Genomic DNA, 24972 nt, shown 5'->3' with positions numbered 1-24972 from the left:
GGGGCGGCGGCCGGCGGGTAGCCGTAGCCGCCGGGGCGTCCGGCGGGCGGGGCGGCGGGCGCGGCGGCGCCTGACGGGGCCTGGCTGCTGGAGGAGGCGAGCGTACGGCTGCGCACCCGGTACAGGCCGGTGTCCAGGTCCTCCGCCTTCTCCAGGTGCACCTTGATCGGGCCCATGAAGGTGTAGCGCTGCTGCTTGGCGTAGTCACGCACCATGCCGGCGAGCTCGTCGCCGAGCTGGCCGGAGTAGGGGCTGAGCCGCTCGAAGTCCGGCGTGCTCAGCTCGACGATGAAGTCGTTGGGCACGACCGTCCGGTCGCGGTTCCAGATGGTGGCGTTGTTGTCGCACTCGCGCTGGAGCGCGCCGGCGATCTCCACGGGCTGGACCTCGGACTTGAACACCTTGGCGAAGGTGCCGTTGACCAGACCTTCGAGACGCTGCTCGAACTTCTTCAGGACTCCCATGGGGCACCTCCTCCGTCGCTGCCGTCCTGTGTACTGCCCTGAGGGCCGCTTGCCTGGTACTGCTTACTGATCGTATCCACGCGCCGCTCGATCGGCTGGTTCCCCCTGTCAGCACGGCCGACGGATGTCGACGCATGACGAAGTTCCCTGTGGAGCTCCCCTTCGAACTCCTCCGGTGGTACGGCTGCCGCGCAACCGCTCTCGCGTACTCCTGACAAGGATCGTAGAGGCGGCTGAAGACCAGTGTCCCGCACCCGGCTGTGGACCCCGACCGCCTCCTGGGGAGACAGGGGGTACCGGTACGAGGTTGATACGTGAAGCGTCACGCGTTGATACGTGGCCGGGGCACCGAAGGTTCGGAGGCGGGTCTGCCTGCGGAAGAACGGATGTGAATCCACCCCGTCCCGCGTGCTAATGTTCTGGGTGTCGGAAGGCGCCAGGCCCCCTGGGGCAGGAGCCCACGACACACCCAATGCGCGGGTGGCGGAATAGGCAGACGCGCTGGATTCAGGTTCCAGTGCCCGCAAGGGCGTGGGGGTTCAACTCCCCCCTCGCGCACCGTGAGGTACCGACGGAACGGGTCTCTGTGAGTGACGGAAGTCACCGCAGGGGCCCGTTTCTCGTTCCCTTGATCGTTGTGAGGCATCGCACAGCCTGATCAGGGCATACAGCAGGCCCCCGACGCGTGAGCTATCTCACGGGTGGGGCCTGTCTCGGTGGTGTGGACGTGCCGGGTGGAGTGATCTGTGCCGCTGGTGCCCGGTGGCCGGTCGGGGTCCAGCTCTTCGGTTCTTTTGTCTGCCGGCGGTGGTGGGTACGTCGGCGAGGTCGCTCGCCGCCCGGCGACAGTGTGTCCAGCCACTGCTTGGCGCCGGCCTCGGCGTTCTCCTTCGGCATGATCCGGTAGCCGCGTCGAGCTGCGATCAGCCGGACCCATGTCCCCCGGTCGATGCGGGCGGCATGCAGGTCGATGGTGGCGTTGATGAGGAATCGCCGATGCCGGACTGGTTACGTTGCAGGCCGACCTGCTGTGCGGTGACGAAGACGTCGGAGCCGTTGTCCATGCCGTTCGCGATGCGGTGGGCGATGGGGCGGAACCGGGAGGCCTCGGTGATGGCGATGAGGTAGCGCAACATGCCGCGCGCCTGGGCGGTGCGGTCGGTGCCGCGGATGCCGAGGTCCCTGAGGCTGTTCTCAAGGCTGGACTCGTTCAGGTTGACGGCGGTCAGCGACTGGTTCGCGACGCGGGCGAGGGCGTCGTAGCCCGCCTTGCCGAGGAACCAGTTGTCGTCGGCGTCCTCATGGTCGGGGACGTCGGAGGCGAGGTTCAGGACGAAGTTGTGCGGGGTGTCGCTGGAGAAGAACCGCACGACGCAGAAGTCGCTGAGCCGTACGATCGCATGCACCGCGGGGGTGCGGTTGCCGCTGCTGATCACGATGTCGGCGAAACTCTGGCTCTCCGTGTTGCCGGTGATGGCGACGTTCACCCCGGTGTCGAAGTCAGGCATGACGCGGCCGTTGGCCGAGGTCTCGGCGAGGTTGCGCAGCTGGTCGAGCATGGTCAGATAGGCGCCCGAGCCGCGGTGGATGTTCCAGCGGACCTGTGGGAAGTCGACGTGTTTCTTGCCGGCGACGGTCTCGGCGTTGATCGGCACATGGTCCCCCGCCGTCGAGGCGGATGTCTCGGTGTCCCTGGGCACCGTGAAGAACACCAGGATCCCGAGAAGGACGGACAAGGCGACCGCGATCAGGACGCTGGTGGGCATGGTGCGCTCCGGTTGTTCGACGTGCAGCGATGTCACGACCGACGCTCACAGCCGGGAGGTTGTTTGGCAGGCCCCTCTTGCCGCCGCATACAATTCCGGAGGACCGACTTCCCCATTACTTGTCCGGTCGTAACGCCGTAGTCGTCCACGCCTCTACCTTGCGGGCGACACGCTGGTGCAGGACGCCGCTGGCGTACGGCGGCTGCCCGGCAACCTGCTCGACGCCATGGCCCGCCTCTTCGCGCCGGCGGCCGAAGCCCTCGCCCGCGCGCTCGCCCCGCGCACGTTTCCCGGAGCGACCCAGGAGGATCCGTCCGGTCGTCTCCCACGTCGCAGGGCTCACCTGGATGTGGGCGGTGATGGCGTTCGAGTCCCGGAACCGGCGCTGGAGCGGCTGGTCTTCGTAGAGCGCCGTGGGCGTGGGTGGGGCCACCGTCAGCCCTGCAGCAGCGGAAGCAAAGGTCAGACTGGCGGTGCCAGCCGCTCCAGCCACAGATGGACGGCGTACGAACCGGGACCGGTGACCGGCACCTCGTAGGGGACCCGCAGTTCCGTGACCACGTGGAAAGCGTCACTGCCGGCGGGGCGGAAACCGTCCTGCTGCCACAGGTTGAGCCACGCGCGCTCCACGAGCAGCGGGTAGCGGGAGTTGTGCAGCATGCCGAGCGCGTCCAGTTCGCCCCAGTGGACGCTGGCACCTCGGGGGCCGCAGAGCCCTACCGCCCTGAGGGGCACAGTCGGCCGTCATGGACGCACGACGACGGTCCATCCGGGGTTGTAGGTGTCCGGCACCGGAAAACGTGGCCAGTCGCGCGCCCAGTGCGGTGGGTTCCGCTCGCGAAGGACCAGCGCACTGGGGTGCGCCGGGGGATCCGTCTCCGTGACAGTGCAGCCCGCGGTGTGGGCGATGGGAATCGTCGAAGTGTTCCCCGCGAGGACACACGGCGGGTGCACCCCGTGCTCGCGCAGCACGGACTCGATCCGGACCCAGTCTCCGCGGGCCCGCTGCTGGATGCCCGCATGTGTGTGGACGAGCCCGATCTGGATGCCCCAGTGCCCGAGGAGTGCCAGGGCGAGCACCGCGGCCGTCGGCAGTGAACGGCGGGTGCGGGCCCGGTGGACCACGGCGAGGAGCCCGACAGCGGCAGGGAGCGCCAGCAGAGCGTAGGCGGGCAGGAGGAACCGCGGCGCGGCGTAGGGGACGAGGAAGAGATACGGCGCCGCCGTGGCCGCCGCCACCGCCACGGACAGCCACAGCGGTGCAGCGGACCGGCGCGCCCGGTGCTCCGCCCACAGGCCCAGGCCGACCAGCAGCGGCAGCAGCACCCACCACTCCGTCACGGGCAGCCGTACGCTGTCGCCCGTACAGGGACGGCACAGCAGCGGGCCGTCCAGCGCGGTGAGATGGTGGCGCAGGGAGAAGACGGCCCGCAGACCGCCCTGGACCTCGTCGGCCTCCGCGAGCCGGTTCCGCACCCCGCCGAACCGCACCTCGGCCTCGACGACCCAGGGCAGCGCACCCGCCACGAGTCCGGCCGCCACGGCCGACAGACGCCCCCTCAGGTGGCCGTGGCCGCGCAGTGCGGGCATCAGTACGGCGGCCAGGAGGAGCGGCGCGGCGACGGCCACACCGTCGTTGGGCCGCATCAGGGTCACGACCGCCAGGCCTGCCGCGACACCCGCGTACCGGGGGCGCGGCGCGAGGAAACAGCCCACCGCGGCGGTGGCACCCATCGCGGTGTAGTGGTTCGGCATCGCGGAACCGGCGTAGAACACAGTGATCCACAGGCTGCCGTACAGCCCGGCCGCCACCCACACCGCCGCCGGGCGGTGCACGATCCGCAGCCAGGGCCGGAATCCCAGCCAGAGCGCACCTCCGGCCAGCAGGAGCAGCCACACCCTGAGCAGTACCGTCGAGTCGCTCCAGGAGGCGATCGGAGCAAGCAGCAGGGGGACCCCACGGGTGCGCGGGGCGCTGAACGGGGTCGCGGGACCGTACGGCCCGAAGCGGCTGGCGTACACGAGCTCGTCCCAGCCGAGCGGCAGTGTGAGCGGTACGAGGACGGCCGACACCACACAGAACCCGGCGACCACGATCCACAGCATCCGCCGTGCCGAGGCCGCTGTGCGATCCGCGTTCATCCGACCCACCCCAGCTTGCGCCGCCCGCGGCGCACCGCTGCGCGGGCGAGGATGCCTGCCGTGGCGGCGAGCACGGTGGCACGGGCGCGCCAGTCGGCCGGGCCGGGCGGTGGAGCGGACCGCTCGGCCCGCTCCTCCACCAGGGTGCTGAACAGGCGCTCGTAGCGGTCGGCGACGCCGTCCGGGGTGAATCGTTTCGCCGCACTGGCCCGGGCGGCCCTGCCCATCTCCGCACGCCGTCCGTCGTCCCGCATCAGTGCCAGCAGCGCGTCGGCCACACCCCGGGTGCTGTCGCGCGGGACGAGACAGCCGTCCACACCGTGGCGGATGATCTCGCCGGGCCCGTGCGGGCAGTCGGTGCTCACCACGGGCAGGCCGCAGCGCATGGCCTCCACGATCGTCATTCCGAACGACTCGTGCGCGGAGGTCACCGCGGCGATGGAGCCCTTGACCCACTCGGCCTCGATGGGAGTGGCCGAACCCATCAGGAGGACCCGGTCTCCCAGCCCGTGGTGGGCTATCCGGTCGGCTAGCCGGGCGCGTTCCGCGCCGTCCCCGTAGATGCGCAGGGACCAGTCGGGGCAGGCCGCCCCGGCCAGGGCGAACGCGTCGACCAGCATCTCGTACCGCTTGACGCGGGCCAGCCGTCCCGCCGCGACGACGACCTTGGCCGCCGCGTCGGCCGGCCCCACCGAGGGTTCGGGGACGCTGTTGGGGATGGCCAGCACCCGGGTGTGCGGCAGCCGCATGCCGCGCCGGTGGTCGCGCGCGTCGGCCTCGGTCATGGTGACCAGCGCGTCGAGACCGCCGTACCAGCGCTGGAGTTCCGTCCGCAGCCGGTGCGAGTGGTTGTCGTGGGTGAGGTGCTCCTGGCCGACGAGCACGGCATGTCGTGGCCCGAACCGGGCCAGCAGCGCGTTGAGTCCGGCCCTGGTGCCCACGATGACGTCGGCGTCCGTCTCCCGCAGCCAGTCGATGACCCGCTGTTCGGCGAGCCGGTGGTACTGGTGCGAGCGGCTGTCCCCCTTCGGGAAGACCTCCCCGGCCCGCTGGGCGAGGGGGTCCGCCGCGTCCTCGGATCCCTTGCGCCGGTCCACCAGGGCCCGCAGCGGTACCTCCGGCGACCGCTCCAGTTGCGGTTTCTCGCGGTGCCGGAAGACGGACACGAGTTCCACCTGGTGTCGCCCGGCGAGCGTGTCGGCGAGTGTCATGGTCGTCCGTACGGTGCCGCCCATCGCGTAGGCGTTGTGCAGCAGGAAGGCGATGCGCACGTGCGGCGTCCCCCGGTTTCCCTGTGAATTGGCTGGTCAGTGTCACTGTGTTCGCCTTCGGCGAGGCGACCGCATCCGTGGCGGCCAGAGGCGGCGGGACTATGGGCGGGCCCTGCCGCGCGCGTTCTGTGAAGGCCCCGCGAGGACCGACAGCGCCAGGGTGGTGACGACCGAGCCGACGGTGATCTTGCGGGTGCGGCGTCGCGGCGGCTGTTGAGGCGCTTCCGATTCGGGGCGCGTCATCGCGCCGGTGGAAGACATGTGCTCTTCTCCGGGTGACTCAGGGTGCCGGGATCCGGCCTTGCTGCACCGACGCTCGCAACCGGAACGTTGTTTGGCACGTCCCTTTGCCAGGTCAGACAATTCGGTGGGCGGTTGCGGACTGGCCGGCGTCAGAGGCTTCTGCCTCTACCGGGACGCCCCTGGAGATTGCTTCCGGACCCGGCGCTGAGGACTTCGGCGAGGCGGGATCACGCCGGCCGTCGGCGGTGGCTCGCGGGCGAGGGGGACTGTTTGACGGTGGGATGGTGGGAGGGACAACTCCTGGGCCCTTGACGATCGACCCGTCGCTGCCCCGGTCCGGACTTCCCCCTCGGCCTGGGCAGCAGCCCGCCCTGATCAACGGGTCGAGAAGTCCGGCGGGCAGGACCGCCGGCGCCACCACCACGTCAGCGGAAGCAGCAAGGAAGGCAGGCGGGCGGGCGGGTACTGGTTCGAGCCGTACTGGCGCGAGTCCCGTGGCTGGATCGCACCGCTGCCCCGGCCACTTTCATGATCCACCGAGACGGTCAGGGGCAGACCCGCCTGTACGGCTGGTCCGGAACGTAGGTGTGCCACTGCGCACGAGTCAGCTCGGCCTTCCCGGCACGGGCGCAGACAAGGGACACCGCTCGGTCCGGATCCACCACGTACCGCTGGAGCGGGACGTGCTTGCCGCCCGCGTACAGCGTGGTGCTGTCCGGGCTGAAGGCGAGCGTGTCGACGCTTCCACCGGGAGTGGGCAGAGAAGGACCGAGAGGTTGCTGGGTTGCGATGTCCCAGAGTTGGACGGTGCCCGAGTCGCCGCCGACGGCGAGCGTGCTGCCGTCCGGACTGAACGCGAGAGCCCTGATCGCCTCGGCTGAGTCGGAGGACGGATCGACGGGCGCCAGAAAGACGTTCCTCAGGATGCCCGCTCGGTGCCGGAGGTCGCCGTCCCAGACGGCCACCCGCCCTGTCCAGTCGCCCGCCGCGAGGCCGGAGCCGTCGGGAGCGAAGGCGATGGCTCCGATGCCGTCGTGCTGGACGAGGTCATGGGCGTGGGACCGGCCCGCTCGGACGACGCGGTTGTCGGTCACGAGGAGCCCGCCGTCTGGGCTGACGGCCAGATGACGGCCGGCCGGGCCGGGGAGGAGCGCCGTCCTCCGCCGCCGCGTGGTGTCCCATGTCTCGTTGACGTAGCCGTCGTCGGTCAGACGTGCGGTGAGGAGCGTACGGCCGCCCGGTCCCAGGGCGATCGCGTCCGGCGGCATCGCGGACGCCGTCGCCAGGTCCACAGTGGTCTTCGCCCGTCCGACGGCCACGTCCCACACCGTCAGACGCTGAGGCACCGTGTCCCAGCCGGCGGCGGAGACTCCGTACGCGAACGTGCCGCCGTCGGGGCTGAAGGACAGCAAGGGCTCGGTGGCGTCCGCGGGGACCGTCGGTGTGCCGGTGCGGAAGACGGGACGTGACGGGTCCGGCAGGGTTCGCAGCAGACGGCCGTCGCGCGTGTTCCGCAGCTGGAAGACGTAGCGGTCACCGATACGTTCGGCGGTGGCGAGCGTCCTGCCGTCGGGGCTGAGCCGGACCCCGGCGAGCGGACTCTTGCGCCAGGCCCGGGTGAGTGTCGTGGTGAGGTCGAGGGTGTGGACCGTGCCCCCTTCGAGGTACCGCAGCTGGGGCCGCGAGGAGTCCCAGGCGAGACCGGAGAGCGACTCGTTGTCCAAGGAGTGGCGGAAAACGGGGGCGCCGCCGTTGGGCAGACGCCACACTCTGATCTCCTGGCCGCCGCCGGTCGCCAGAAACGAGCCGTCCGCGCTCACGACGGCGCCATCGGCCCCCGGGTGGGCGACGTCGGTGAGCTCTCGTCCCGACGTGGTGTCCCATACACGCACCCGGCCCTCGGTGAGAGCGAGGAGCCGGCCGCCGGTGAGGCCCAGGAAGGCGTCCTCACCACAGACGCCGCGAGCCCTGGTCCAGGCACCGGCGCGGACGCTGCGCGCGGAGGTGTCCCAGACCTGCGGGGCCCGGCCTCGCGGGCAGACGGCCAGCAGCCGGTCGTCGGCCGCCGCGTGGGCGAGCTCCCCGCTGCCGGTCGACGGGGTACGGAAGATCAGATGGCCGTCGGTGACCGAGTAGAGCCCAGCCCGGTCGTCGTCCGGGCTCCTCACCAGGTAGTTGCGGCCACTCGCCGCGAAGCTCACGAAGTCCCTGAACGGCAGGGGACCCCCGATCCAGCGCCTCGTTCGGGTGTCCCACAGCCGCTGGGTGTCCTGGTCGGTCTGGATGACGAGCACCCGGCCGCCCGGACCCGCGCCGAGTATCGCCCCGTGAGGTACCGGCCCCGAGGCGATACGGCGGTGGGTTCCCACATCCCACGTCCGCCAGGTGTTGTCGCCGATGCTGAGCAGCGTGCGCCCGGAGCTGTCGAGGTACCGGTTCGGTTCGTCACCGGGCGCCGGGTCGGTGAAGTTGCCCAGTTCGGGCTGGGCCAGCGCGCCCAGCAGGGCTCGGCGGGACTCCGGCAGCTCAGAGATGCGCCATGCGGCGACGCCGAGCAGCATCGCGGTGCGCGGGTCGGTGGTACGCAGCGCGTCGGCGACCGCGGCCACCCGGCGGGCCGCCGCGTCGGTGGTCTGTTTCTCGCTCTCCTGACGCAGTCGCAGGGCGGTCAGGCCGACGATCAGGGCCACCGCCAGCACGGCGCAGAGCGAGGCCGTGAGCGTGCGGCTGCGGCGCCGGGCCCGGGTGGCGGCCCGCTCCTCCGTCGCCCGCTGCTCGGCCGCGGTGACCAGGAAGGCCGTCTCCTCGGACGTGAGACCGTCGTAGCCGCGGTCGTCGCCCGCGAACAGTTCCTCGGCCCGCGCCAGGCGGGTGCCCCGGTAGAGCGTGCCCGGGTCGCGGTCGTGCTCCAGCCAGGTGCGGGCGGCGTCGGTCAGCTGCCGGTGGTGGCGCAGCCGCTCCCGGTCCGCGTCGATCCACTCGCGCAGCCGTGGCCAGCAGGTGATGAGCGCCTCGTGGGCGAGGTGCACTCCGTCGTCGTCGCTGGTCAGCAGCCGGGCCCGGGTCAGCCGCCCGGCGACGGCTCGTACTTCGGGGTCCTCCCACCCGGCCATTTCCTCCCAGCTGAGCGGGCGGCGCGTGTCGGCGTTGCCCTGGCCGGGCTCGACCATCCGCAGGAGCAGGTGCCGGGCGGCGTGCGCCTGCGCCGGTGAGAGTTCCCCGTACGCCTCCTCGGCGCTGGCCGCGATCGCGCCGCGTACCCCGCCGGCCGCTTCGTACGCGGCCAGGGTCAGCATCCGTCCCTTGCGCCGCCGCCAGGTCTCCAGCAGGGCGTGGGACAGCATCGGCAGTCCGCCGGGCTCGTCGAGCACGTCCTCGACGATCCGTGCGGTCAGAGTCCGCTCCACGATGAGCCCGGCCGCCTGCGCGGGACCGATCACCGCCTCGCGCAGCTCGTCGGCGGTCATGGGCCTGACCAGCAGCCCGCTCCCGTGCAGCGCCTCCGCCAGTCGAGGGTGCTCGGCGCACCGTGCGTAGAAGTCGGACCGTACGGCGATGAGCACGCGCAGTCGGCTTCCCGGGTCGCGCGCGGCGAGCAGAAGGTCGAGGAAGCGGTCACGCTCGGCGCGTTCGCGGCAGAGGGTGAAGACCTCCTCGAACTGATCGACCACCACCCAGCACTCTGGATCGTCGGCCTTCGGCGCCAGCAGGTGTCCGTAGGTGGTGGCGGGCCGGGCTCCCGGAGTGAGGATCCGAAGCACCGCCTTACGCCCCTGCTGCGCGATCTTCTCCCGCAGCAGGGGAATCAGACCGGCCCGCAGCAGGGAGGACTTGCCGCTGCCGGAGGCCCCGAACACCACGGCGAACGCGGACCCGCGCCCCAGCTCGCTCAGCTCGTCGATCAGTCGGTTCCGGCCGAAGAACAGCTCACGGTCATCCGGCTCGAAGCGCGCGAGGCCACGGTAGGGCGGTGCGGCGTCGGCATCCTCCTGCCTCTTCTCCCCGGCCAGCGCCTCGGCCTCGGCCCACCGTGCCGCCCACGGAGCGGGGTCTTCCCCGCATGCATGGACGTACGCCTGGAGCACGGCCAACGACGGCAGTCGCTCGCCGCTCGCGGCTTTCGCCAGAGTCGTCACCGAGAAGCCGGCCTTCTTCGCCATGGTCCGGTACGACACGCCACCCGCCGAACGGCGCAGCTCCCGAAGATCGTGGGCGAGTCGCTGCACGGGACCGGCCGCCGGGTCGACCGGTCGTTCAGGACGCCCCATCGCGAAGCCTCTTTCACATACAAGAAGAAAAGCTGATCAGCAGCACAAGGTACTTTTCGTCTCCGTCGGGCGAGAACACTTTCCGACTGTGATGTCCGCCGGAGAAGTCGTTCGTACCAGCGGCTACCTGACAACCAGGAGAAACAGAACCATGGCCCCATCGGACGTCGTCACGACGGACCCCGTACGGAGCTCTGGTCGCCGAAAGCAAACGATCGGTGGGCTCGCGGCGGCAACAACCAGCGGCTCAGGCTTCCAGGGTCCCGGCGGCGATCTGGGGCTGCGGGAACCTGTTCGCGGTGGGCTGCAGCGCGCCGGCCTGGCTGCTGACCGGCGTAACGCCCCTGTGGAACCAGTTCCTCAACGGCGCCATCATCATCGTCGCCCTGACCATCTACCGCTTCGCCTCCGGCGAGAAGCAGGGTTTCACTGCGCGAGGCCGTCCGGGCCTTGACCGCCGTGCGCATCCCCGACCGTGCCGTGCCGCCACCACCATCGAGGAGTGTCGCCACGACATCGCCTTCCACCTGCGCAACCCAGCATGTACGCATCGTCCGCGGCCTGGCGGTCAGGCTCAATCCTTGAACCAGCCTCTGGCCTGGGCCGCGGGAAAACCGACGGCACAGCGCGGGAAACGATCTTCTCGCAGGTGTGCATACCCCCTGACCAGCGCATTCCGTCGGTTCCCCACCATGAGGTACCGACGAGACGGGTCTCTGCAGGTGACGGAAGTCACCGCAGGGGCCCATTTCTCATTCCGGCGTCCCTGTGGGGCATCACACAGACGGTCAGGGCAGACCACAACAGGTCCCGACGGGTGAGCTATCTCACGGGTGGGGCCTGTCTTCGTTTCTTCGGGCGGCGGTGATGGGTGCGGCGGCGGGGGTGCTCGCCGTTCTCGATCTTGTGGCGGTTCGCGAGGATCGGCTGGAGGCGGTGCATGGCCACGGTGTGGTCGGTGGCGTCCTGGCGAACGGCACTGGGCTTGGCGGTGTCGGCGGGGCACATCATCCGCTGGCTCGGTGTGGATCGCGCCGTCCGCAGCTGGTCAGCGCACTATCCCTTGATCACTCAAGTCGGTGAACCATTCCAGCGGACAGAAACATGATCGCGGCGCCGGAGTTCTTTTCGGTCGGAGAGATTTTCCGTCGGAAGGGGATTATTCGTGAAGGCGCTTTATCGATCCAGGTTTTTTATGGCCCTTGCCGCCGCGTGCGCTCTCGTCATGACGAGTTCCTCGGGGGCGCAGGCCGGCGCTGTCGGATCGACTCCTGTCCGAACCTTCCAGTACAGCGTTGGTGGCATGACGATGAAGGTTCCGACCGGTTGCATGTTCACACACGTCATCCGAGGCGGCGGGAAGAAGATCACTTATCAGAACGCCGGAGTCGACTGTGCATTCGTCGCCGCGCTCGGGACCGGCTTCTGCAACTGGCGGATCGACTTCACGTACGCGAATACCAACAACAAGACATACAGGACGTCCCGGGGGCGAACGCACCCCGAGTGCAAGATCGATCCGATGCGGAGCAACTCTCCCCAGACGCTGCCTCGTTATGGGAAGGCGTGTGCGCATCTGTACGTCAACGGGGTGCGCCGAGTGAGTCAGTGCCACCACATCACGAAGTGAGCGGTTCATGATTGATCAACAGCAGGGGCGAGACCAGCGATGGGAGGCGCGACGGCGGTCGGCTGGGATCGCCGCGTTCGTGGCAGGTCTCGTCGTGACCCTTGCCTTCTTCGCTTTCTTTCCTGGGCTTCCGCACGTCATCGACTGGGGGGCGATCATTGTCGCCGTCCTGACAGGAACACTCGCCCGATGGCTCTGCCAGTCCTGGATGGAAAAGAGGAGGGGAGAGAGCAAGTGAGTTCGGCACAGTGACGCGGGCTGCCGAAAGGCGCTCTCCTGCTGCTGAGTGCCGACGTCTTGCGAGTGCGGGACGCTCGGGGCCTTGACGCGCCCTGGCCTCTGTCGTGGGGAAGTCTGTGCCAACAGTGCGGGAAACACTCAACGTTTCGCACTCGTGGAGCCTGATCACTGCATTTCGTCGGTGTCTTACGGACGCCGTCGAAAAGGGCGGCATCGTTCTGATGCCGCCCTTTTTCGCATCCGCGGATGTGAGAGTTGTCTTGTGGCACTCGTGGGTTGCGTGCGCGTGAGGAAGCTCTCAGGTCTGGTTGGTCCGGGGGTCCCCCAGCGAACGGCCGGGGGTGAAGCGTTCGCGTGTGGCGGGGGCGTCGAGGAGGCGGGTCGGGTAGCCGGGGCCGGGGCGGGGCGTCGTGTCCTGGTGGTGCAGTGGCTCGCCGCAGGAGGAGCAGACGACCCGGGCCTCGGTGTCGTGGCCGCAGGGCGTGTGGTGCAGGACGACCGGGGCGCCCTCGTCGCCGGCCAGCCAGCGGTCGCCCCAGGCGTTGATCGCGGCGAGGACGCCGAAGAAGTCACGGCCCTTGTCCGTCAGCAGGTACGCGTGGCGGACCGGGTCGCTCTGGTAGGCCTGCCGTCGCAGCAGGCCCTCGGCCTCCAGGCGCCGCAGCCGGTCGGTGAGCGTGTTGCGGGCGATGCCGAGCGAGCCGATGAAGCCGTCGAAGCGGGATTCACCGTAGAAGACCTCACGCAGCACCAGCAGGCTCCAGGCGTCGCCCAGGATGCCGGCGGTGCGGGCGATGGAGCAGGGCCAGGTGTCGAACGAGGTCCGTTTCACGGCTGCCAGGTTATCGGTTTCATCATGAGATGGACCGGCCTCGGCGTCCCTGTGCCCCTCACTCCCGTACGCCCGCCAGTTCCGCCGGGCGGCGGCGCAGGGCGAGGGCGGCCGGGGCGAGTGCGGAGGTCACGGCGACGAGGGCGCAGAGGGCCGTCGTCGTGCCGAGGGCCTGCCAGGGGAGCTCGATCGCGGCCGGGGCCGACAGCAGGGCGAGGGCGCTCGCCATGCCGGCCAGGTTGACGGCGGCGACCAGGAGGCCGAGGAGGGCGCCGGCCGCCACGACCGTCAGGGCCTCGGCGCCGGTCAGCCGCAGGACCTGCCACCGGGTGGCGCCGGCCAGCCGCAGCACGGCCAGGTCGCGCATCCGGTCCGACGTCGCCATGACCATGGTGTTGGCCACGGAGATGCCCGTGTAGAGGAGGGCGATGCCGAGGACCAGCAGCAGGCCGAGGCGGGTGGTGCGGTTCGTCTCGGGGTGGGTGGCCCGGATCCAGGCGTCGCGGGTGAGGACCTGCCCCTTCCCGGTGCCGAGTGCCTGGTGCAGGGCGGTGGCGACGGTTTTCGGATCGGCGTCGGCGGTCAGGGCCACGTCGATCCGGTCGACCGTGGCGCCCGGGGCGTTGCGCGGTGTGACGTAGACGCCGTGGTCGCCGGTGCCGGTGGGCATCACCGCGGCGATCCGCAGGGTGCGCGGCGTTCCGTCGCCGAGCCATACCCGGACGCGGTCGCCCACGCGGTGCCGTTGCCACTCCTCGTTGACGATGATCGAGTCGTCGTCGAGGTCGCTCACCGCGCCGGCGGTCAGGGGCAGGCGGGTGGTGGCCGCGAGGGCGCCGGGGGCGGCGGCGCGGGCTTCGGAGCGGATGAGGGCCACGCCGTCCTCCAGGACGTGGACGGACGTGGAGGATGTCGGTGACATCTGCGTGCCCGGGACGGCGCGCAGTCTGCGCAAGGCGGCGTCGTCGAAGCCGGTGCCGGCCGGCGGGGTCAGGACGAAGGCGGCGGTGGTGCGCTCGCTCGTCTCGGTGGCCTGTGCCCGGTTCAGGGTGGCGGTGGCGCCGAGGAGTGAACCGGCGAGGGCGACGGTGACCAGGACGGGGGCCGCGAGGGCGGCGGTGCGGCGCATACCGGCGGCGGTGTTCTCACGGACCAGCAGGGCGCAGGGGCCCGGCAGCCACGTCAGCAGCCGGGTCAGGGGGCGCAGCAGGAGCGGGGAGAACAGGGCGGTCGCGGTGATCAGCAGCATGGGGCGGCTGATGTAGGTCTTGCGGTGCAGCAGGTCGGACGGGTCGTCGGCCAGGGACAGGCCCAGTGTCACCGCGGCCGTCAACAGCAGGGCCGTGCCGGACAGCAGGCGGCCCCGGGTGATGGTCCTGGTCTCCGCGGCGGCCTCGCGCAGCGCCTCGGTGGGGCCGGTGCGGCCGGCCCGCCAGGACGCCGCGGTCGCTCCGCACAGCGCGACGAGCAGGCCGGTCCAGAAGGCCGCGTGGTACGGCCAGGTGTGGTCGCCGATGGTGAACCAGGCCGGGGCGAGGTCGTTGCCGACGGTCCAGGCCGCGAGGCGGGGCGCTGCGTGGGAGCCGAGCGCGCACCCGGCTGCCGAGGCGAGGGTGCCGACGGCGAGGGCCTCGGTGAGGACGGTCCGGCGGATCTGGCCCGGGGTGGCCCCGGCGGTGCGCAGCAGGGCGAACTCCCGGCGCCGCTGGGCGACCGCGAAGGCGAAGGTCGACGCCACGACGAAGACCGACACGAAGGCGGTGACGCCGCCGGCGGTGCCGAACAGGGAGTTCATCGCCGTGAGCGCCTCGCCGTCCCGGCCGGGGTCGGCGTCGGCGAGGCGGCGCGCGGTCCCGGTGAGGACCTGGGCGCGGTCGCCCACCGCCTGCCGCACGGCCGCCGGATCGGCCTCGACAACCAACTGTGTGAGCGAGGGCGCGAGTTGGGCCGCACGAGCGTCGGTGAAGAACACGGCGTTCTCGAAGTCGCGCGAGGTGAGTGTGCCGACGACGCGTACCGGGCCCCGGTCGGTGTGCAGGCGCATGCCGGGGCGTGCCCAGTCGCCGGTGACGGCGACCTCGCCGGCGGTGCGGGGGGACCGCCCGGAGGCGAGGTCGTAGGGGGCGAACGCGGCGGTGGACCAGGGGTGGCCGACCAGGTCCGAGGGAGCGGCCGGAGCGTGGACGGCGAAGGACCTGTCCGCCACGACCCGGCCCAGTCTCCGCAACGCCGCGACGGTCGCGGCGGGTACCGGGCGCGGATGGGCGAGCCGGGACTCGCGGTCGCCCGTCGGGGCCGGTACGCGCAGGACGTCCTGGCTCTTGACGACCACCGGCGCCGCCGCGAAGCGCTCGGGGGCGCGCTGCGGGGCGGTGGCCGACGAGGCCAGGGCCAGGCCCGTCACGGTCAGCAGCGCCACGCCCAGCGACAGCGCGACGAAGCTGCCGGTGAAGGTGGCCCAGCGGGTGCGCAGGGTGCGCAGGGCGACGCTCAGCACGGCACGGCCTCCAGACGGGTCATGCGCGCGGCGACGGTGTCGGCGCTCGGAGCGGTCAACTCCCCGTGGACGCGCCCGTCGACGAGGAAGACCACGCGGTCGGCGTACGCGGCGGCCACCGGGTCGTGCGTGACCATGACGACCGTCTGGCCCTCGCGGTCGACCATGCCGCGCAGCAGCCCGAGCACCTCGTGGCCGGTCCGCGTGTCCAGGGCGCCCGTCGGTTCGTCGGCGAACAGCACGTCGGGGCGGGTGATCAACGCCCGGGCCAGGGCGACGCGTTGCTGTTGGCCGCCGGAGAGCCGGGACGGTCTGTGCCGGGCTCGTTCGGCGAGGCCGACCTGCTGGAGCGCCTGGCGCACCCGGGCCTTGGGGACGCGTCGGCCGGCCAGCCGCAGGGGCAGGGCGACGTTCTGCTCGGCGGTCAGTGAGGGCAGCAGGTTGAACGCCTGGAAGACGAACCCGACGCGCTCGCGGCGCAGCAGCGTCAGCCGGCGCTCGCTCAGCCCGGTCAGCTCGGTGCCGGCGAGGGTGACCGAGCCGGAGGTGGGCCGGTCCAGGCCGGCGGCGCACTGGAGCAGGGTCGACTTGCCGGAGCCGGAGGGGCCCATGACGGCGGTGAAGGTCCCGGCGGGGAATGCCAGGGAGACGCCGGCGAGTGCGGTCAGGGGTCCGTATGCCCTGGTGACGGAGTCCAGCCGGATGGCGTCGTGTGTCATGGGTTCCCCTGCTCGGTGTCGGTTGACCGGTGGCCTCAACAGAACCGCGCGGAGGGGTCTCGGCGCAGTGCGGCGGGGCCTAGACCTGGGGTAGGGCCAGGCATACCCCCGGGCCTCCGTCTGGGCCCATGGCCGGGGCCGTGGCGGGCTTCTACGGTGATCCCCATGCAGCCTCGGAACGTGTGGCAGGCCATGGGCCGCCCCGGCTACCTGATGTCCGCGTGGCCGTGGCGCTCGGCCGCGTACCTGCTCACCGGTGCGGTGACCGGCGTCGTCGTGCTCGTGGGGATCGTGGCCTCGGCGGTGGTCGGGGGTGTGTTCGCGCTCGTGCTGGTGGGGCTGCCGCTGCTCCTGTGCACGGCCCTGGCGGGCATCCCGGTCGCCGCGGTGGAACGGCACAGGCTGCGGCTGGTCGACCCGGGCCCGGCGCCCGGGCAGCACGGGACGCCCGGCGAGCCGGGCCTGCGGGCGTGGCTGACGACCCGGTTGCGGGAGCGGGCCACCTGGCGTGAGCTCGGTCATGCCGTGCTGTTCGCGGGGCTGTTGTGGCCGGTCGACGCCCTCGCGCTGTGCGTCGCCCTGCTCTGCCCGGTGGTCGTGGCGCTCACGCCGCTGCTGATGGCCACCGTGGGCGACGGGCAGGAGGCGAAGGTCCTCAAGGTGTGGACCGTGACCAGTTGGCCGGCCGCGTTCGGGTTCGCCGTTGTCGGACTGGTCCTGCTCGCCCCGGGCGCCTACCTGCTGGGCGTCGCCGCCGGTGCGCGGGCCGGGCTGGCACGGCTGCTGATCGCCCCGCGCGAGGCCGACCTGGGGGCCCGGGTGGTCGAACTGGCCCGGTCCCGGGTGCGGTTGGTGGACGCCTTCGAGGCGGAACGGCGACGGATCGAGCGGGATCTGCACGACGGGGCGCAGCAGCGGCTCGTCGCCCTGACGATGACGCTCGGCCTGGCCCGGCTGGACGCCCCGCCCGGACCGCTGGCCGACCAGCTCGCCAAGGCCCATGAGCAGGCGGGCACGGCCCTCGCGGAACTGCGCGAACTCATCCACGGCATCCATCCCAAGGTCCTCGCCGACTACGGCCTCGAAGCCGCCGTCGCCGACGCCGCCGACCGCTCGGCCGTGCCCGTGGACGTCGACCTGGAGCTGCCCGGGCGGCTCTCCCAGGCCGTGGAGGCCGCCGCGTACTTCGTGGTGTGCGAGGCGCTCGCCAACGTGGGCAGGCACAGCGGGGCGAGCCGGGCGGAGGTGAGCGGGGGGCACCGCGACGGCCGGCTGGTCCTGCAGGTCCGTGACGACGGCCGCGGTGGGGCGCGGGCCGGGGAGGGCAGCGGGCTGACCGGACTCGCCGACCGGGTGTCGGTGCTCGATGGCAGACTTTCCCTGTCCAGTCCGCCCGGCGGACCGACCCTGGTGCGTGTGGAGATCCCCTGTGGCCCTGCGAGTTGAGCGACCGCTGCGGGTGGTCCTGGCCGAGGACAGCGTGCTGCTGCGGGACGGGCTCGTCGGGCTGCTCGAACGCTGCGGACACGAGGTGCTCGCGGCCGTGGGCGACGCCGAGGCACTGATCGCGGCCGTCGGGGAGCACGCCCCCGACGTGGTGGTGACGGACGTGCGGATGCCGCCCGGCTTCCAGGACGAGGGCCTGCACGCGGCCGTACGGCTGCGCCAAGAGCGGCCCACGCTGCCCGTGCTGGTCCTCAGCCAGTACGTGCAGCGCCGGTACGCCGCCGAGTTGCTGGACTCCGGTGACGGCACGGGCGTGGGCTATCTGCTGAAGGACCGCGTCGGCCAGGTCGAGGAGTTCGTCGAGGCGCTCGGCGAGGTGGCCGACGGCGGCACGGTCGTCGACCCCGAGGTCGTACGGCAGCTGCTGCGCCGCCGCCGCGACCCGCTGGAGCGGCTCACCCCGCGTGAGCGGGAGGTGCTGGCGCTGATCGCGCAGGGCAGGTCCAACAGCGCGATCGCCCGCGAACTGGTCGTCTCCGAGGCGGCCGTCGGCAAGCACATCTCCGGCATCCTCACCAAGCTGGACCTGCCACCGGCGGACGAGACCCATCGCCGGGTGCTGGCCGTGCTGGCGTATTTGCGGTCGTAGGCACGGCTCCGGGCCGCGAGGTGCTCGGCGGCGATGTCACCGCCGCGTGGGCCCACCGCCCGGCGGAGCGGCCCGGCCGACCAAGACCCCCGGCTCGTCGGCGCGTTGTGGAAAAACCAGCGAGTTGGTTTCATTGCGTCGCCATCAGAGCCCTCCAGGGGAGCCAGGGGTGACCAAACAGGACCGGGCCGTCCGGACCCGTCTCGCGCTGATCCGGTCGGCGGCCGAGCAGTTCGAGGCACGGGGATACGTCCGGGCCAGCCTCGCGGAGATCAGCGCGGGAGCCGGCGTCAGCTCCGGGGCGCTGCACTTCCACTTCGCGAACAAGGCCGCCGTGGCCGAAGCCGTCGAGGACGCCGCCGCCCGCGGGCTGCGCCGGATCGCGGCCCGGGCCCGCGACGGTGACGGGTGCGCCCTGCAGCGTCTCGTGGACGTCACGCACCACGTCGCACGGCTGTTGTGCGCCGACGTCGTGGTGCGTGCGGGGCTGCGGCTCAACGCCGAGGCGGTCGCCGGGCGGGTGCGTGACCTGCGACGGGAGTGGCGGGAGTGCGTGCACGCGCTGCTGGCCGAGGCCGAGCGCAGGGGCGAACTCGCCGCCGGGATGCCGTCGCACCGCTCCTGCGCCGTCGTCCTCGCCGCCACGACCGGCATCGAGGTGCTGGCCCGGGAGGACTCCGGCTGGCTCGCCCGCCCCTCGCTGACGGACCTGTGGCACCTGCTCCTGCCGTGCGTGGCCGCACCGCACCTGGCCGGTGTGCTGGACCCGGCCGGGACCGAGCCGGATTCCGGCCGGGCAGCGGACGAGACCGGCGGGGCGTGGGAGGAGCCGGGCCGGGCGGGGCTCGCGCTGCGGTAGCGGGGCGTCGCCGGGCCCCCTGCCTGGTCGCCGCCCGTGTCTGATCGGCGCCCGGCCGGGGCTGCCTCTGGCCGACAGTGGGTGAAGTGGTGGCCAAAACAAACCGGATGCCAAGTTTTTTCGTCACGTGGATCGCACGATGGTTCCCCAGCCTCTGGACCGAGGAGCGATGAGTCATGGCACAGCAGGCCTGCCCCTTCCTGGCGATCGACCCGTCCGGCCAGGACCTGTACGGCGAGATATCCCGCATCCGGGCCCGGGGACCGGCCGTGGAGGTGGAACTCCCCGGCGGCGTACGGGCGTGGTGGATCAACGGCCTGGAGCTGAACAAGCGGCTCCTGGCCGGCCCCGAGACGAGCAAGGACGCCTTCCAGCACTGGCCGGCCTGGATCAACGGGGACATCTCCCGCACCTGGCCGCTCGCGATCTGGGTGTCGGTGCGCAACATGGTCACGGCCTACGGCAGCGACCACAGCCGGCTGCGCAAACCGATGGCCGCCGCCTTCACCAAGCGCCGCGTCGACGCGCTGCTGCCGCGCGTCCAGAAGATCGTCGACCGGGCGCTGGACGGCCTGGAGCGGATCCCCGAGGGCGAAGTCGTCGACCTGCGGGCGGCGTTCGCGGCGCCGATACCGCACGAGGTGGTGTGCGAGCTCTTCGGCGTACCGCCGGGTGAGGACGGTCCGCGGGCGTCCCTCTACCGCATCATCAACCGCTTCTTCGACACGGCGATCACCCTGGAGGACGCCCAGGCCAACGGAGTCGAGCTGTACGGCACGCTGACCGCGTTCCTCCGGTACAAGCGCGAGCACCCGGCCGACGACCTGACGACGGCCCTCATGGCCGCGCACGACGACGGCAGCCTCAGCGAACAGGAGTTGATGGACAACCTGATCCTGCTGCTCACCGCGGGCTTCGAGACGACCGTCAACCTCATCGACAACACCGTGCACAGCCTGCTCGCCCACCCCGATCAGCTCGCACTCGTCCGCTCCGGGCAGGTGACCTGGGAGGACGCCATCGAGGAGTCGCTGCGCTTCGAGGCGCCCGGCGCCATGTCGGGGCTGCGCTACGCCGTCGAGGACATCGAGATCGAGCCGGGTCTGACGATTCCGAAGGGCGATCCGGTCGTGGTCTCGTTCGCCGGTGCCGGACGCGACCCCGAGCGGCACGGCCCGGACGCCGATCGGTTCGACGTCACCCGGTCCACCAGCCGCGACCACGTCTCCTTCGGCCACGGCGTGCACCACTGCCTGGGCCGGCCCCTGGCCATGGCCGAGGCGACGGTGGCCCTGACGTCCCTGTTCGACCGGTTCCCGCGGCTGGCCCTGGCCGATCCGGCCCGGCCTCCGCGGCGGCTGCGGTCCATCATCTCCACGGGGCACCAGGAACTGCCCGTGCTGCTGCACGGCCGGCCCGGGAGCGCCGCACCCGACCCGGGCCCGCGTCCCGAGGAGGCGGAGGCGATCAGGAAGCTTTCCGGCCTTGAAGGAACGAGCGGTACCAGGGTGCCGCGCGACTGAATCCGGCCGTGAACCCCTCGCCGGGCGAGCAGTCGAGCCCCTTCCAGAAGGCGTCGTCCACGAACCAGTGGTCGACCGTGAGCATGCCGAGGTGATGGAGGGCGAGCGGCTTCCCGGCGGCCCGGTCCAAGGCGGTGGAGACGTCCACCGCCGCACCGCCGCCGGGCTCGTCCAGCACGGTCCGCACGGCCCCGACCAGCTCCGGGACGCTCACCGGCTCGGGATGGTTGACGTGGTGCACACCGCCGTCGTGCGCCGGGGACAGGGCCGCGGCCACCGCCGCACGCCCCAGGGTGTCGACGTCGATCATCGACAGGAGTGCCTCGCAGCCGGTGAGGGTCGTCGCCGACAACTCGCCCAGCAGCCACGCCACTCCGGGGACGACCCACTGGTCGCCCTCGCCGTACACGAGGTGCGGGCGCAGCACCAGGCCGCCCGCGTCGAGCACGTGCCGTTCGGCGGCGGCCCGGGTGCGGCTGGTGGCCGACGCGGGCGCGATCGGCACCTCCCCGGGGCGGACACCGCGGAAGGGGCCCCGGCCGTACACGGCGGCCGTGCTCACGTACACGATCCGGCGCACCCCGGCGCGCACGGCCTCCTCGACCAGGGCCCGCGTGCCCAGGTCGTTGACGGCCTCGACGGTCGCGGGGTCGCCGCCGATCCGCGCGGCGCAGTGCACCAGGACGTCGGCGCCCGCGCAGACGCCGCGCAGCGAGAGCGGGTCGCCGAGGTCGCCCCGGACGAACTCGCCGGGGCCGGCTCCCGGTGGCGTACGGCGTGACAAGTGCCGTACGCGGGTGCCGGGCTGCCGGCGCGCGACGGCGGCGACCCTGCTGCCGACGAAGCCGCTCGCGCCCGTGATCAGAAAGTCGACCGTCACGACAGGGACCGTACCCGGACCGGCTGCGCGCAGGTCAGCGTGGCGCTGAAGACGGACTCGCCGTCCTGCCGCCCCGAGACCCGTACGGTCGCCTCCCCCGGGTCCCGCGGGTTCTCGTCGAGCACCTCCGTCTCGATCCAGCACGGGGTGCGCAGTTCGGCGTACCGGGAGAAGGCCGCCGTCATCGAGCGGGGCAGGAAGGGCTGCCGGCCGGACGCGGCGGTCGCCGCCTGGCGGGCTGCCTCGAACAGGACCATGCCGGGCACGTGGTCGTTGGGCCGCGGGAAGAGCACCGGGTGGCCGGTGTCCACGCGCAGTCGCCAGACGCCGGGCCGGTCGGCGGGGGCGAGGACGACGTCCTCGGCGCGGGAGCGGCCGACGAGCGCCGGTGATACGCCCGGCAGCAGCGGCACCGGGGTGCCCAGTTCGGCCAACTGCTTCGCCCGCAGACGGCGGTAGGCGAGCGGCGAGGTGCAGCCGGTGCTGCCGGTGCCCCGGGCGACGAAGCGTCCCGCGCGGCGGAACTCCATCGTCGTCCGCATGCTGCTCAGACCGCGACCGCGACGGCGTATCTCGGAGCAGACGACGTCGACGTCGACCGGTTCGGCCGCGTCCGCCAGCAGGAGCGCGGACGGGTCGGTGTGGACCGTCAGGTCCCACATGACGAAGTGGGTGTCGGCGGGGGCGCCGAACTCGGCGTGCGCGAGCACCATCGAGGCCTGCCGCAACGTTTCGCCCACGACCATCGGGTCCTGGTGGCGGTCGTCCACGGGGCCGAAGAAGGCGTGGTCGGCCGGCCAGTGAGCGGTGAAACGGAAGCGGGTTTCGGAGATTCGGCGCCACCGGGTGGGGAAGACGTCTGCGTCGGTGGTGCGGTGGGCGAGTTCCTTGGTGACCGGGACGGTCTCGGGGACTCCGGGAGCGTCGGGGGGTTCTGTGCGGTCGGTGGCCGCGGCGTGTGGCGCGTTCTCGACGGCCGCGGTGGTTCTGTTTGCCGGACGGCCCTCCTGTCCGGTCTGATCGTCCACGGGTGCGCTTAAAGGTTCTGACTGCGGCATGAGAACCCCCAGGATCGGCTGCCTGGCTGAGATCGGCGACTGACTAAGATACGGACGAGCCGGTTTTTTTCAAAGGGTGGGCCAAACCGCCGGGACTGGCTCTCGCGCCCCCGCTGCACAGCGATTTCACAGGAATCGACGGAGATCTGGAGGCACCCGATGGCGCGACAGGAGCGCGCGATCCGCACCCGGCGGACCATCCTCGAAGCGGCCGCGGCCGTCTTCGACGAACGCGGCTACACCTCGGCCACCATCGGGGAGATCCTGGACCGGGCGGGCGTCACCAAGGGCGCGCTGTACTTCCACTTCGGTTCCAAGGAGGAGCTGGCGCTGGGGGTGTTCGAGGAGCAGCTCGCGATCGCGCTCCCGCCGCAGTCCAGCAAGCTCCAGGAACTCGTCGACTCCGGTCTGGTGCTCGCCCGCCGGCTGCGGTCCGAACCGCTGGTTCGCGCCAGCGTGGGGCTCGCCCTCGACCAGGGGGCGATGGACCTCGACCGCACTCCGGCCTTCCGGATGTGGATCGACCAGAACGTGCAGATGCTGGCCGAGGCGAAGGCGCAGGGCGAACTGCTGCCGCATGTCGACGTGGCGGAGACGGCGGAGCTGCTGGTCGGCAGCTTCTCGGGGGTGCAGCTGCTGTCGCAGCTGCGCTGCCAGCGGCAGGATCTGGAGCGCCGCATCGTCGTGATGTTCGAACACTTCCTGCCGAGTATCGCCGTCCCCGCGGTGCTGGCCCGGCTCGACATCTCGACGGAGCGGGCCGAGCGGGTGCTGGCGCAGGGGCAGGTGGAGGTGCCCGTGCAGGGGCGGGTACAGGTGCAGGTTCAGGAGCAGGCTGTACCGACGCAGGTCTCCACGGGGGCATAGCGGTGTGCTCTGCACGGGTTGTCCACAGCTGTGGAGTTGTCCACAGGGTCTGACGCATTTCGGCCGCCGGCTGTACGGTCGCACGAGTTGATGTTCGTGCGTGTACGGGGGAGGCGGTCGGTGTGACCAGGGACGGTGCCGGAGCCGAAGGCGGAGCGGCGCAGGGGGCGACCCGTCGGCTGCCGCGGGTGCGCGGTTTCGCCGAGTGGCCCGTCGAGGGCTCGCCCAAGGACGAGGGCAAGGCCTTGCGCCGGGGCATCCCGCGCAGCGCGCACGCCACGCTCGATCCGGACCCCTCCCGGCCCGACGCGGTGAGCGCGGTCGAGGAGTCGAACCGAGGCCGGCTCCCCGAGCTGACGCCGATCCGGGTCGGCCGCATGGCCGCCACCCCGTTCGCGTTCCTGCGCGGCGCAGCGGGCCTCATGGCCCACGACCTGGCGCGCACCCCCACGACCCGGATCCGGGCCCAGATCTGCGGCGACGCCCACGCGGCCAACTTCGGCCTGTACGGCGACGCGCGCGGCGGCCTGGTCATCGATCTGAACGACTTCGACGAGACGGTGCCCGGCCCCTGGGAGTGGGACGTGAAGCGCCTCGCGGCGTCCCTGGTGCTCGCGGGCCGGGAGGCCGGAGCGGACGAGGACAGGTGCCGCAAGGCGGCCTGTGACGCGGTGGGCGCCTACCGCCGCACCATGCGCCTGCTGGCCAGGCTCCCGGTACTGGACGCGTGGAACGCCATCGCGGACGAGGAACTCGTCTCCCACACGGACGCCCATGACCTGATCGGCACGCTGGAGCGGGTCTCCGAGAAGGCCCGCCACAACACCAGCGGCCGCTTCGCGGCCAAGTCGACGGAGGCCACGCAGGACGGCGGGCGCCGCTTCGTCGACGCCCCGCCGGTGCTGCGGCGCGTCCCGGACGAGGAGGCCGCGGCGGTGGCGGCGTCCCTGGAGGAGTACGTCGGCACACTGCCGGAGGACCGCCTGCCGCTCCTCGCCCGGCACGCGGTGCACGACGTGGCGTTCCGCGTCGTCGGCACCGGCAGTGTCGGCGCCCGGTCCTACGTGGTGCTGCTCCTGGACCACCGGGGCGAGCCGCTGGTGCTCCAGGTGAAGGAGGCGCGGGCATCGGCGCTGGTGCCGCATCTGGTGACGGCCGGTTTCGACGCGCCGGCGGCAGGCCACGAGGGCCGGCGGGTCGTGCTGGGGCAGAAGCGGATGCAGGTCGTCAGCGACATCCTGCTGGGCTGGACGACGGTCGACGGGCGCCCCTTCCAGGTCCGCCAGTTCCGCAACCGCAAGGGCAGCGTCGATCCGGCCGCCCTGGCCGCCGACCAGATAGACGACTACGGCCGGATGACCGGCGCCCTCCTGGCCCGCGCCCACGCCCACAGCGCCGACCCGCGCCTCATCGCCGGCTACTGCGGCAAGAGCGAGGAGCTGGACGAGGCGATCGCCGCGTTCGCCGTCGCCTATGCGGACCGTACGGAGGCGGACCACGCCGGCCTGGTGGCGGCGGTGCGGGCGGGGAAGGTTGCCGCTGAGATGGGGGTGTGACCTCTGAGGAGCCTCGAGCGGGTGACGGTCCGCAGCGCAGGAGCGGTCGGGCCGTGGCCTAC

At 71.8% G+C, this 24972-nt stretch carries 22 protein-coding genes and 1 tRNA gene; 9 read left to right on the top strand and 14 right to left on the bottom strand.

Annotation, left to right across the window (positions count from 1 at the left end; translation table 11 throughout):
- Positions 1-464: DUF3662 domain-containing protein (locus ABZ192_RS28245; protein WP_356927284.1), on the bottom strand; the 464-nt coding region annotated here is incomplete at its 3' end.
- A gap of 474 nt (positions 465-938) precedes the next feature.
- On the opposite strand from ABZ192_RS28245, the gene ABZ192_RS28240 reads away from it, so the two are divergent.
- A tRNA-Leu gene (locus ABZ192_RS28240) sits at positions 939-1022 on the top strand.
- A 365-nt stretch (positions 1023-1387) separates the two neighbouring features.
- Here ABZ192_RS28240 and ABZ192_RS28235 read toward each other — a convergent pair.
- The 8 genes from ABZ192_RS28235 to ABZ192_RS28200 form a co-directional block, all read right to left on the bottom strand.
- Positions 1388-2230, bottom strand: a complete 843-nt coding sequence (locus ABZ192_RS28235) for a ribosome-inactivating family protein (protein ID WP_356927283.1) — start codon at positions 2228-2230, stop codon at positions 1388-1390.
- 115 nt (positions 2231-2345) lie between these two features.
- Complete coding sequence (locus ABZ192_RS28230; RefSeq protein ID WP_356927282.1) at positions 2346-2663, bottom strand: hypothetical protein; 318 nt, start codon at positions 2661-2663, stop codon at positions 2346-2348.
- A 29-nt stretch (positions 2664-2692) separates the two neighbouring features.
- The gene (locus ABZ192_RS28225; RefSeq protein WP_356927281.1) at positions 2693-2890 is read right to left on the bottom strand and encodes a hypothetical protein; all 198 of its coding nucleotides are present in this window, start codon (positions 2888-2890) and stop codon (positions 2693-2695) included.
- A gap of 84 nt (positions 2891-2974) precedes the next feature.
- Positions 2975-4372, bottom strand: a complete 1398-nt coding sequence (locus tag ABZ192_RS28220) for a hypothetical protein (RefSeq protein WP_356927280.1) — start codon at positions 4370-4372, stop codon at positions 2975-2977.
- Positions 4369-5643 (bottom strand): glycosyltransferase, encoded by a 1275-nt coding sequence (locus ABZ192_RS28215; RefSeq protein ID WP_356927279.1) that lies wholly within the window; start codon positions 5641-5643, stop codon positions 4369-4371. The genes ABZ192_RS28220 and ABZ192_RS28215 overlap by 4 nt, the downstream gene beginning before the upstream one ends.
- Before the next feature lie 99 nt (positions 5644-5742).
- Positions 5743-5904 (bottom strand): hypothetical protein, encoded by a 162-nt coding sequence (locus tag ABZ192_RS28210; protein WP_356927278.1) that lies wholly within the window; start codon positions 5902-5904, stop codon positions 5743-5745.
- 527 nt (positions 5905-6431) lie between these two features.
- Positions 6432-10154: a helix-turn-helix domain-containing protein gene (locus ABZ192_RS28205; RefSeq protein WP_356927277.1), complete on the bottom strand. Its 3723-nt coding sequence runs from the start codon at positions 10152-10154 to the stop codon at positions 6432-6434.
- 822 nt (positions 10155-10976) lie between these two features.
- Positions 10977-11165, bottom strand: a complete 189-nt coding sequence (locus ABZ192_RS28200; protein WP_356927276.1) for a hypothetical protein — start codon at positions 11163-11165, stop codon at positions 10977-10979.
- 154 nt (positions 11166-11319) lie between these two features.
- Between ABZ192_RS28200 and ABZ192_RS28195 the strand changes: the two genes are divergently transcribed.
- Both ABZ192_RS28195 and ABZ192_RS28190 read left to right on the top strand, forming a co-directional pair.
- A complete protein-coding gene (locus ABZ192_RS28195; protein ID WP_356927275.1) occupies positions 11320-11784 on the top strand; it encodes a hypothetical protein in 465 nt (154 codons plus the stop codon).
- A 7-nt stretch (positions 11785-11791) separates the two neighbouring features.
- Positions 11792-12022 (top strand): hypothetical protein, encoded by a 231-nt coding sequence (locus tag ABZ192_RS28190; RefSeq protein ID WP_356927274.1) that lies wholly within the window; start codon positions 11792-11794, stop codon positions 12020-12022.
- Positions 12023-12322: 300 nt separating this feature from the next.
- Here the strand turns inward: ABZ192_RS28190 and ABZ192_RS28185 are convergent, their stop codons facing one another.
- From ABZ192_RS28185 to ABZ192_RS28175, 3 genes are read right to left on the bottom strand one after another with little or no spacing between them, the layout of a single operon-like run.
- Positions 12323-12856: a helix-turn-helix domain-containing protein gene (locus ABZ192_RS28185; protein ID WP_356927273.1), complete on the bottom strand. Its 534-nt coding sequence runs from the start codon at positions 12854-12856 to the stop codon at positions 12323-12325.
- A gap of 58 nt (positions 12857-12914) precedes the next feature.
- Positions 12915-15353, bottom strand: a complete 2439-nt coding sequence (locus ABZ192_RS28180) for an FtsX-like permease family protein (protein ID WP_356927272.1) — start codon at positions 15351-15353, stop codon at positions 12915-12917.
- Positions 15347-16072, bottom strand: coding sequence for an ABC transporter ATP-binding protein (locus ABZ192_RS28175; RefSeq protein ID WP_356927271.1), 726 nt, complete (start codon positions 16070-16072; stop codon positions 15347-15349). The genes ABZ192_RS28180 and ABZ192_RS28175 overlap by 7 nt, the downstream gene beginning before the upstream one ends.
- Before the next feature lie 192 nt (positions 16073-16264).
- Between ABZ192_RS28175 and ABZ192_RS28170 the strand changes: the two genes are divergently transcribed.
- The 4 genes from ABZ192_RS28170 to ABZ192_RS28155 all read left to right on the top strand — a co-directional run bounded on the left by ABZ192_RS28170 (position 16265) and on the right by ABZ192_RS28155 (position 20549).
- On the top strand, positions 16265-17518 hold the full coding sequence (locus tag ABZ192_RS28170; protein ID WP_356927291.1) for a sensor domain-containing protein: 1254 nt from the start codon (positions 16265-16267) through the stop codon (positions 17516-17518).
- On the top strand, positions 17508-18167 hold the full coding sequence (locus ABZ192_RS28165) for a response regulator transcription factor (protein WP_356927290.1): 660 nt from the start codon (positions 17508-17510) through the stop codon (positions 18165-18167). Before ABZ192_RS28170 ends, ABZ192_RS28165 begins: the two co-directional genes overlap by 11 nt.
- A 169-nt stretch (positions 18168-18336) precedes the next feature.
- Positions 18337-19026, top strand: a complete 690-nt coding sequence (locus ABZ192_RS28160; protein WP_356927270.1) for a ScbR family autoregulator-binding transcription factor — start codon at positions 18337-18339, stop codon at positions 19024-19026.
- Positions 19027-19202: 176 nt separating this feature from the next.
- Positions 19203-20549, top strand: coding sequence for a cytochrome P450 (locus ABZ192_RS28155; RefSeq protein ID WP_356927269.1), 1347 nt, complete (start codon positions 19203-19205; stop codon positions 20547-20549).
- On the opposite strand, the gene ABZ192_RS28150 is transcribed toward ABZ192_RS28155, so the two are convergent.
- Both ABZ192_RS28150 and ABZ192_RS28145 read right to left on the bottom strand, forming a co-directional pair.
- A complete protein-coding gene (locus ABZ192_RS28150; RefSeq protein ID WP_356927268.1) occupies positions 20494-21429 on the bottom strand; it encodes an NAD-dependent epimerase/dehydratase family protein in 936 nt (311 codons plus the stop codon). The genes ABZ192_RS28155 and ABZ192_RS28150 overlap by 56 nt on opposite strands.
- Complete coding sequence (locus tag ABZ192_RS28145; RefSeq protein ID WP_356927267.1) at positions 21426-22457, bottom strand: ScbA/BarX family gamma-butyrolactone biosynthesis protein; 1032 nt, start codon at positions 22455-22457, stop codon at positions 21426-21428. The genes ABZ192_RS28150 and ABZ192_RS28145 overlap by 4 nt, the downstream gene beginning before the upstream one ends.
- 189 nt (positions 22458-22646) lie before the next feature.
- Between ABZ192_RS28145 and ABZ192_RS28140 the strand changes: the two genes are divergently transcribed.
- Positions 22647-23354: a ScbR family autoregulator-binding transcription factor gene (locus ABZ192_RS28140; RefSeq protein ID WP_356927266.1), complete on the top strand. Its 708-nt coding sequence runs from the start codon at positions 22647-22649 to the stop codon at positions 23352-23354.
- Positions 23355-23476: 122 nt separating this feature from the next.
- Positions 23477-24910 carry a DUF2252 domain-containing protein gene (locus ABZ192_RS28135; protein WP_356927265.1) on the top strand — a complete coding sequence of 478 codons (1434 nt, stop codon included), beginning with the start codon at positions 23477-23479 and terminating at the stop codon, positions 24908-24910.
- The last annotated feature ends 62 nt before the right edge of the window (positions 24911-24972 follow it).

This window comes from Streptomyces sp. NPDC006235, assembly GCF_040613735.1.
Taxonomy (GTDB): Bacteria; Actinomycetota; Actinomycetes; order Streptomycetales; family Streptomycetaceae; genus Streptomyces.
Note: the sequence above shows the minus strand (reverse complement) of the source record. Positions and strands in the feature narration are given on the sequence as shown.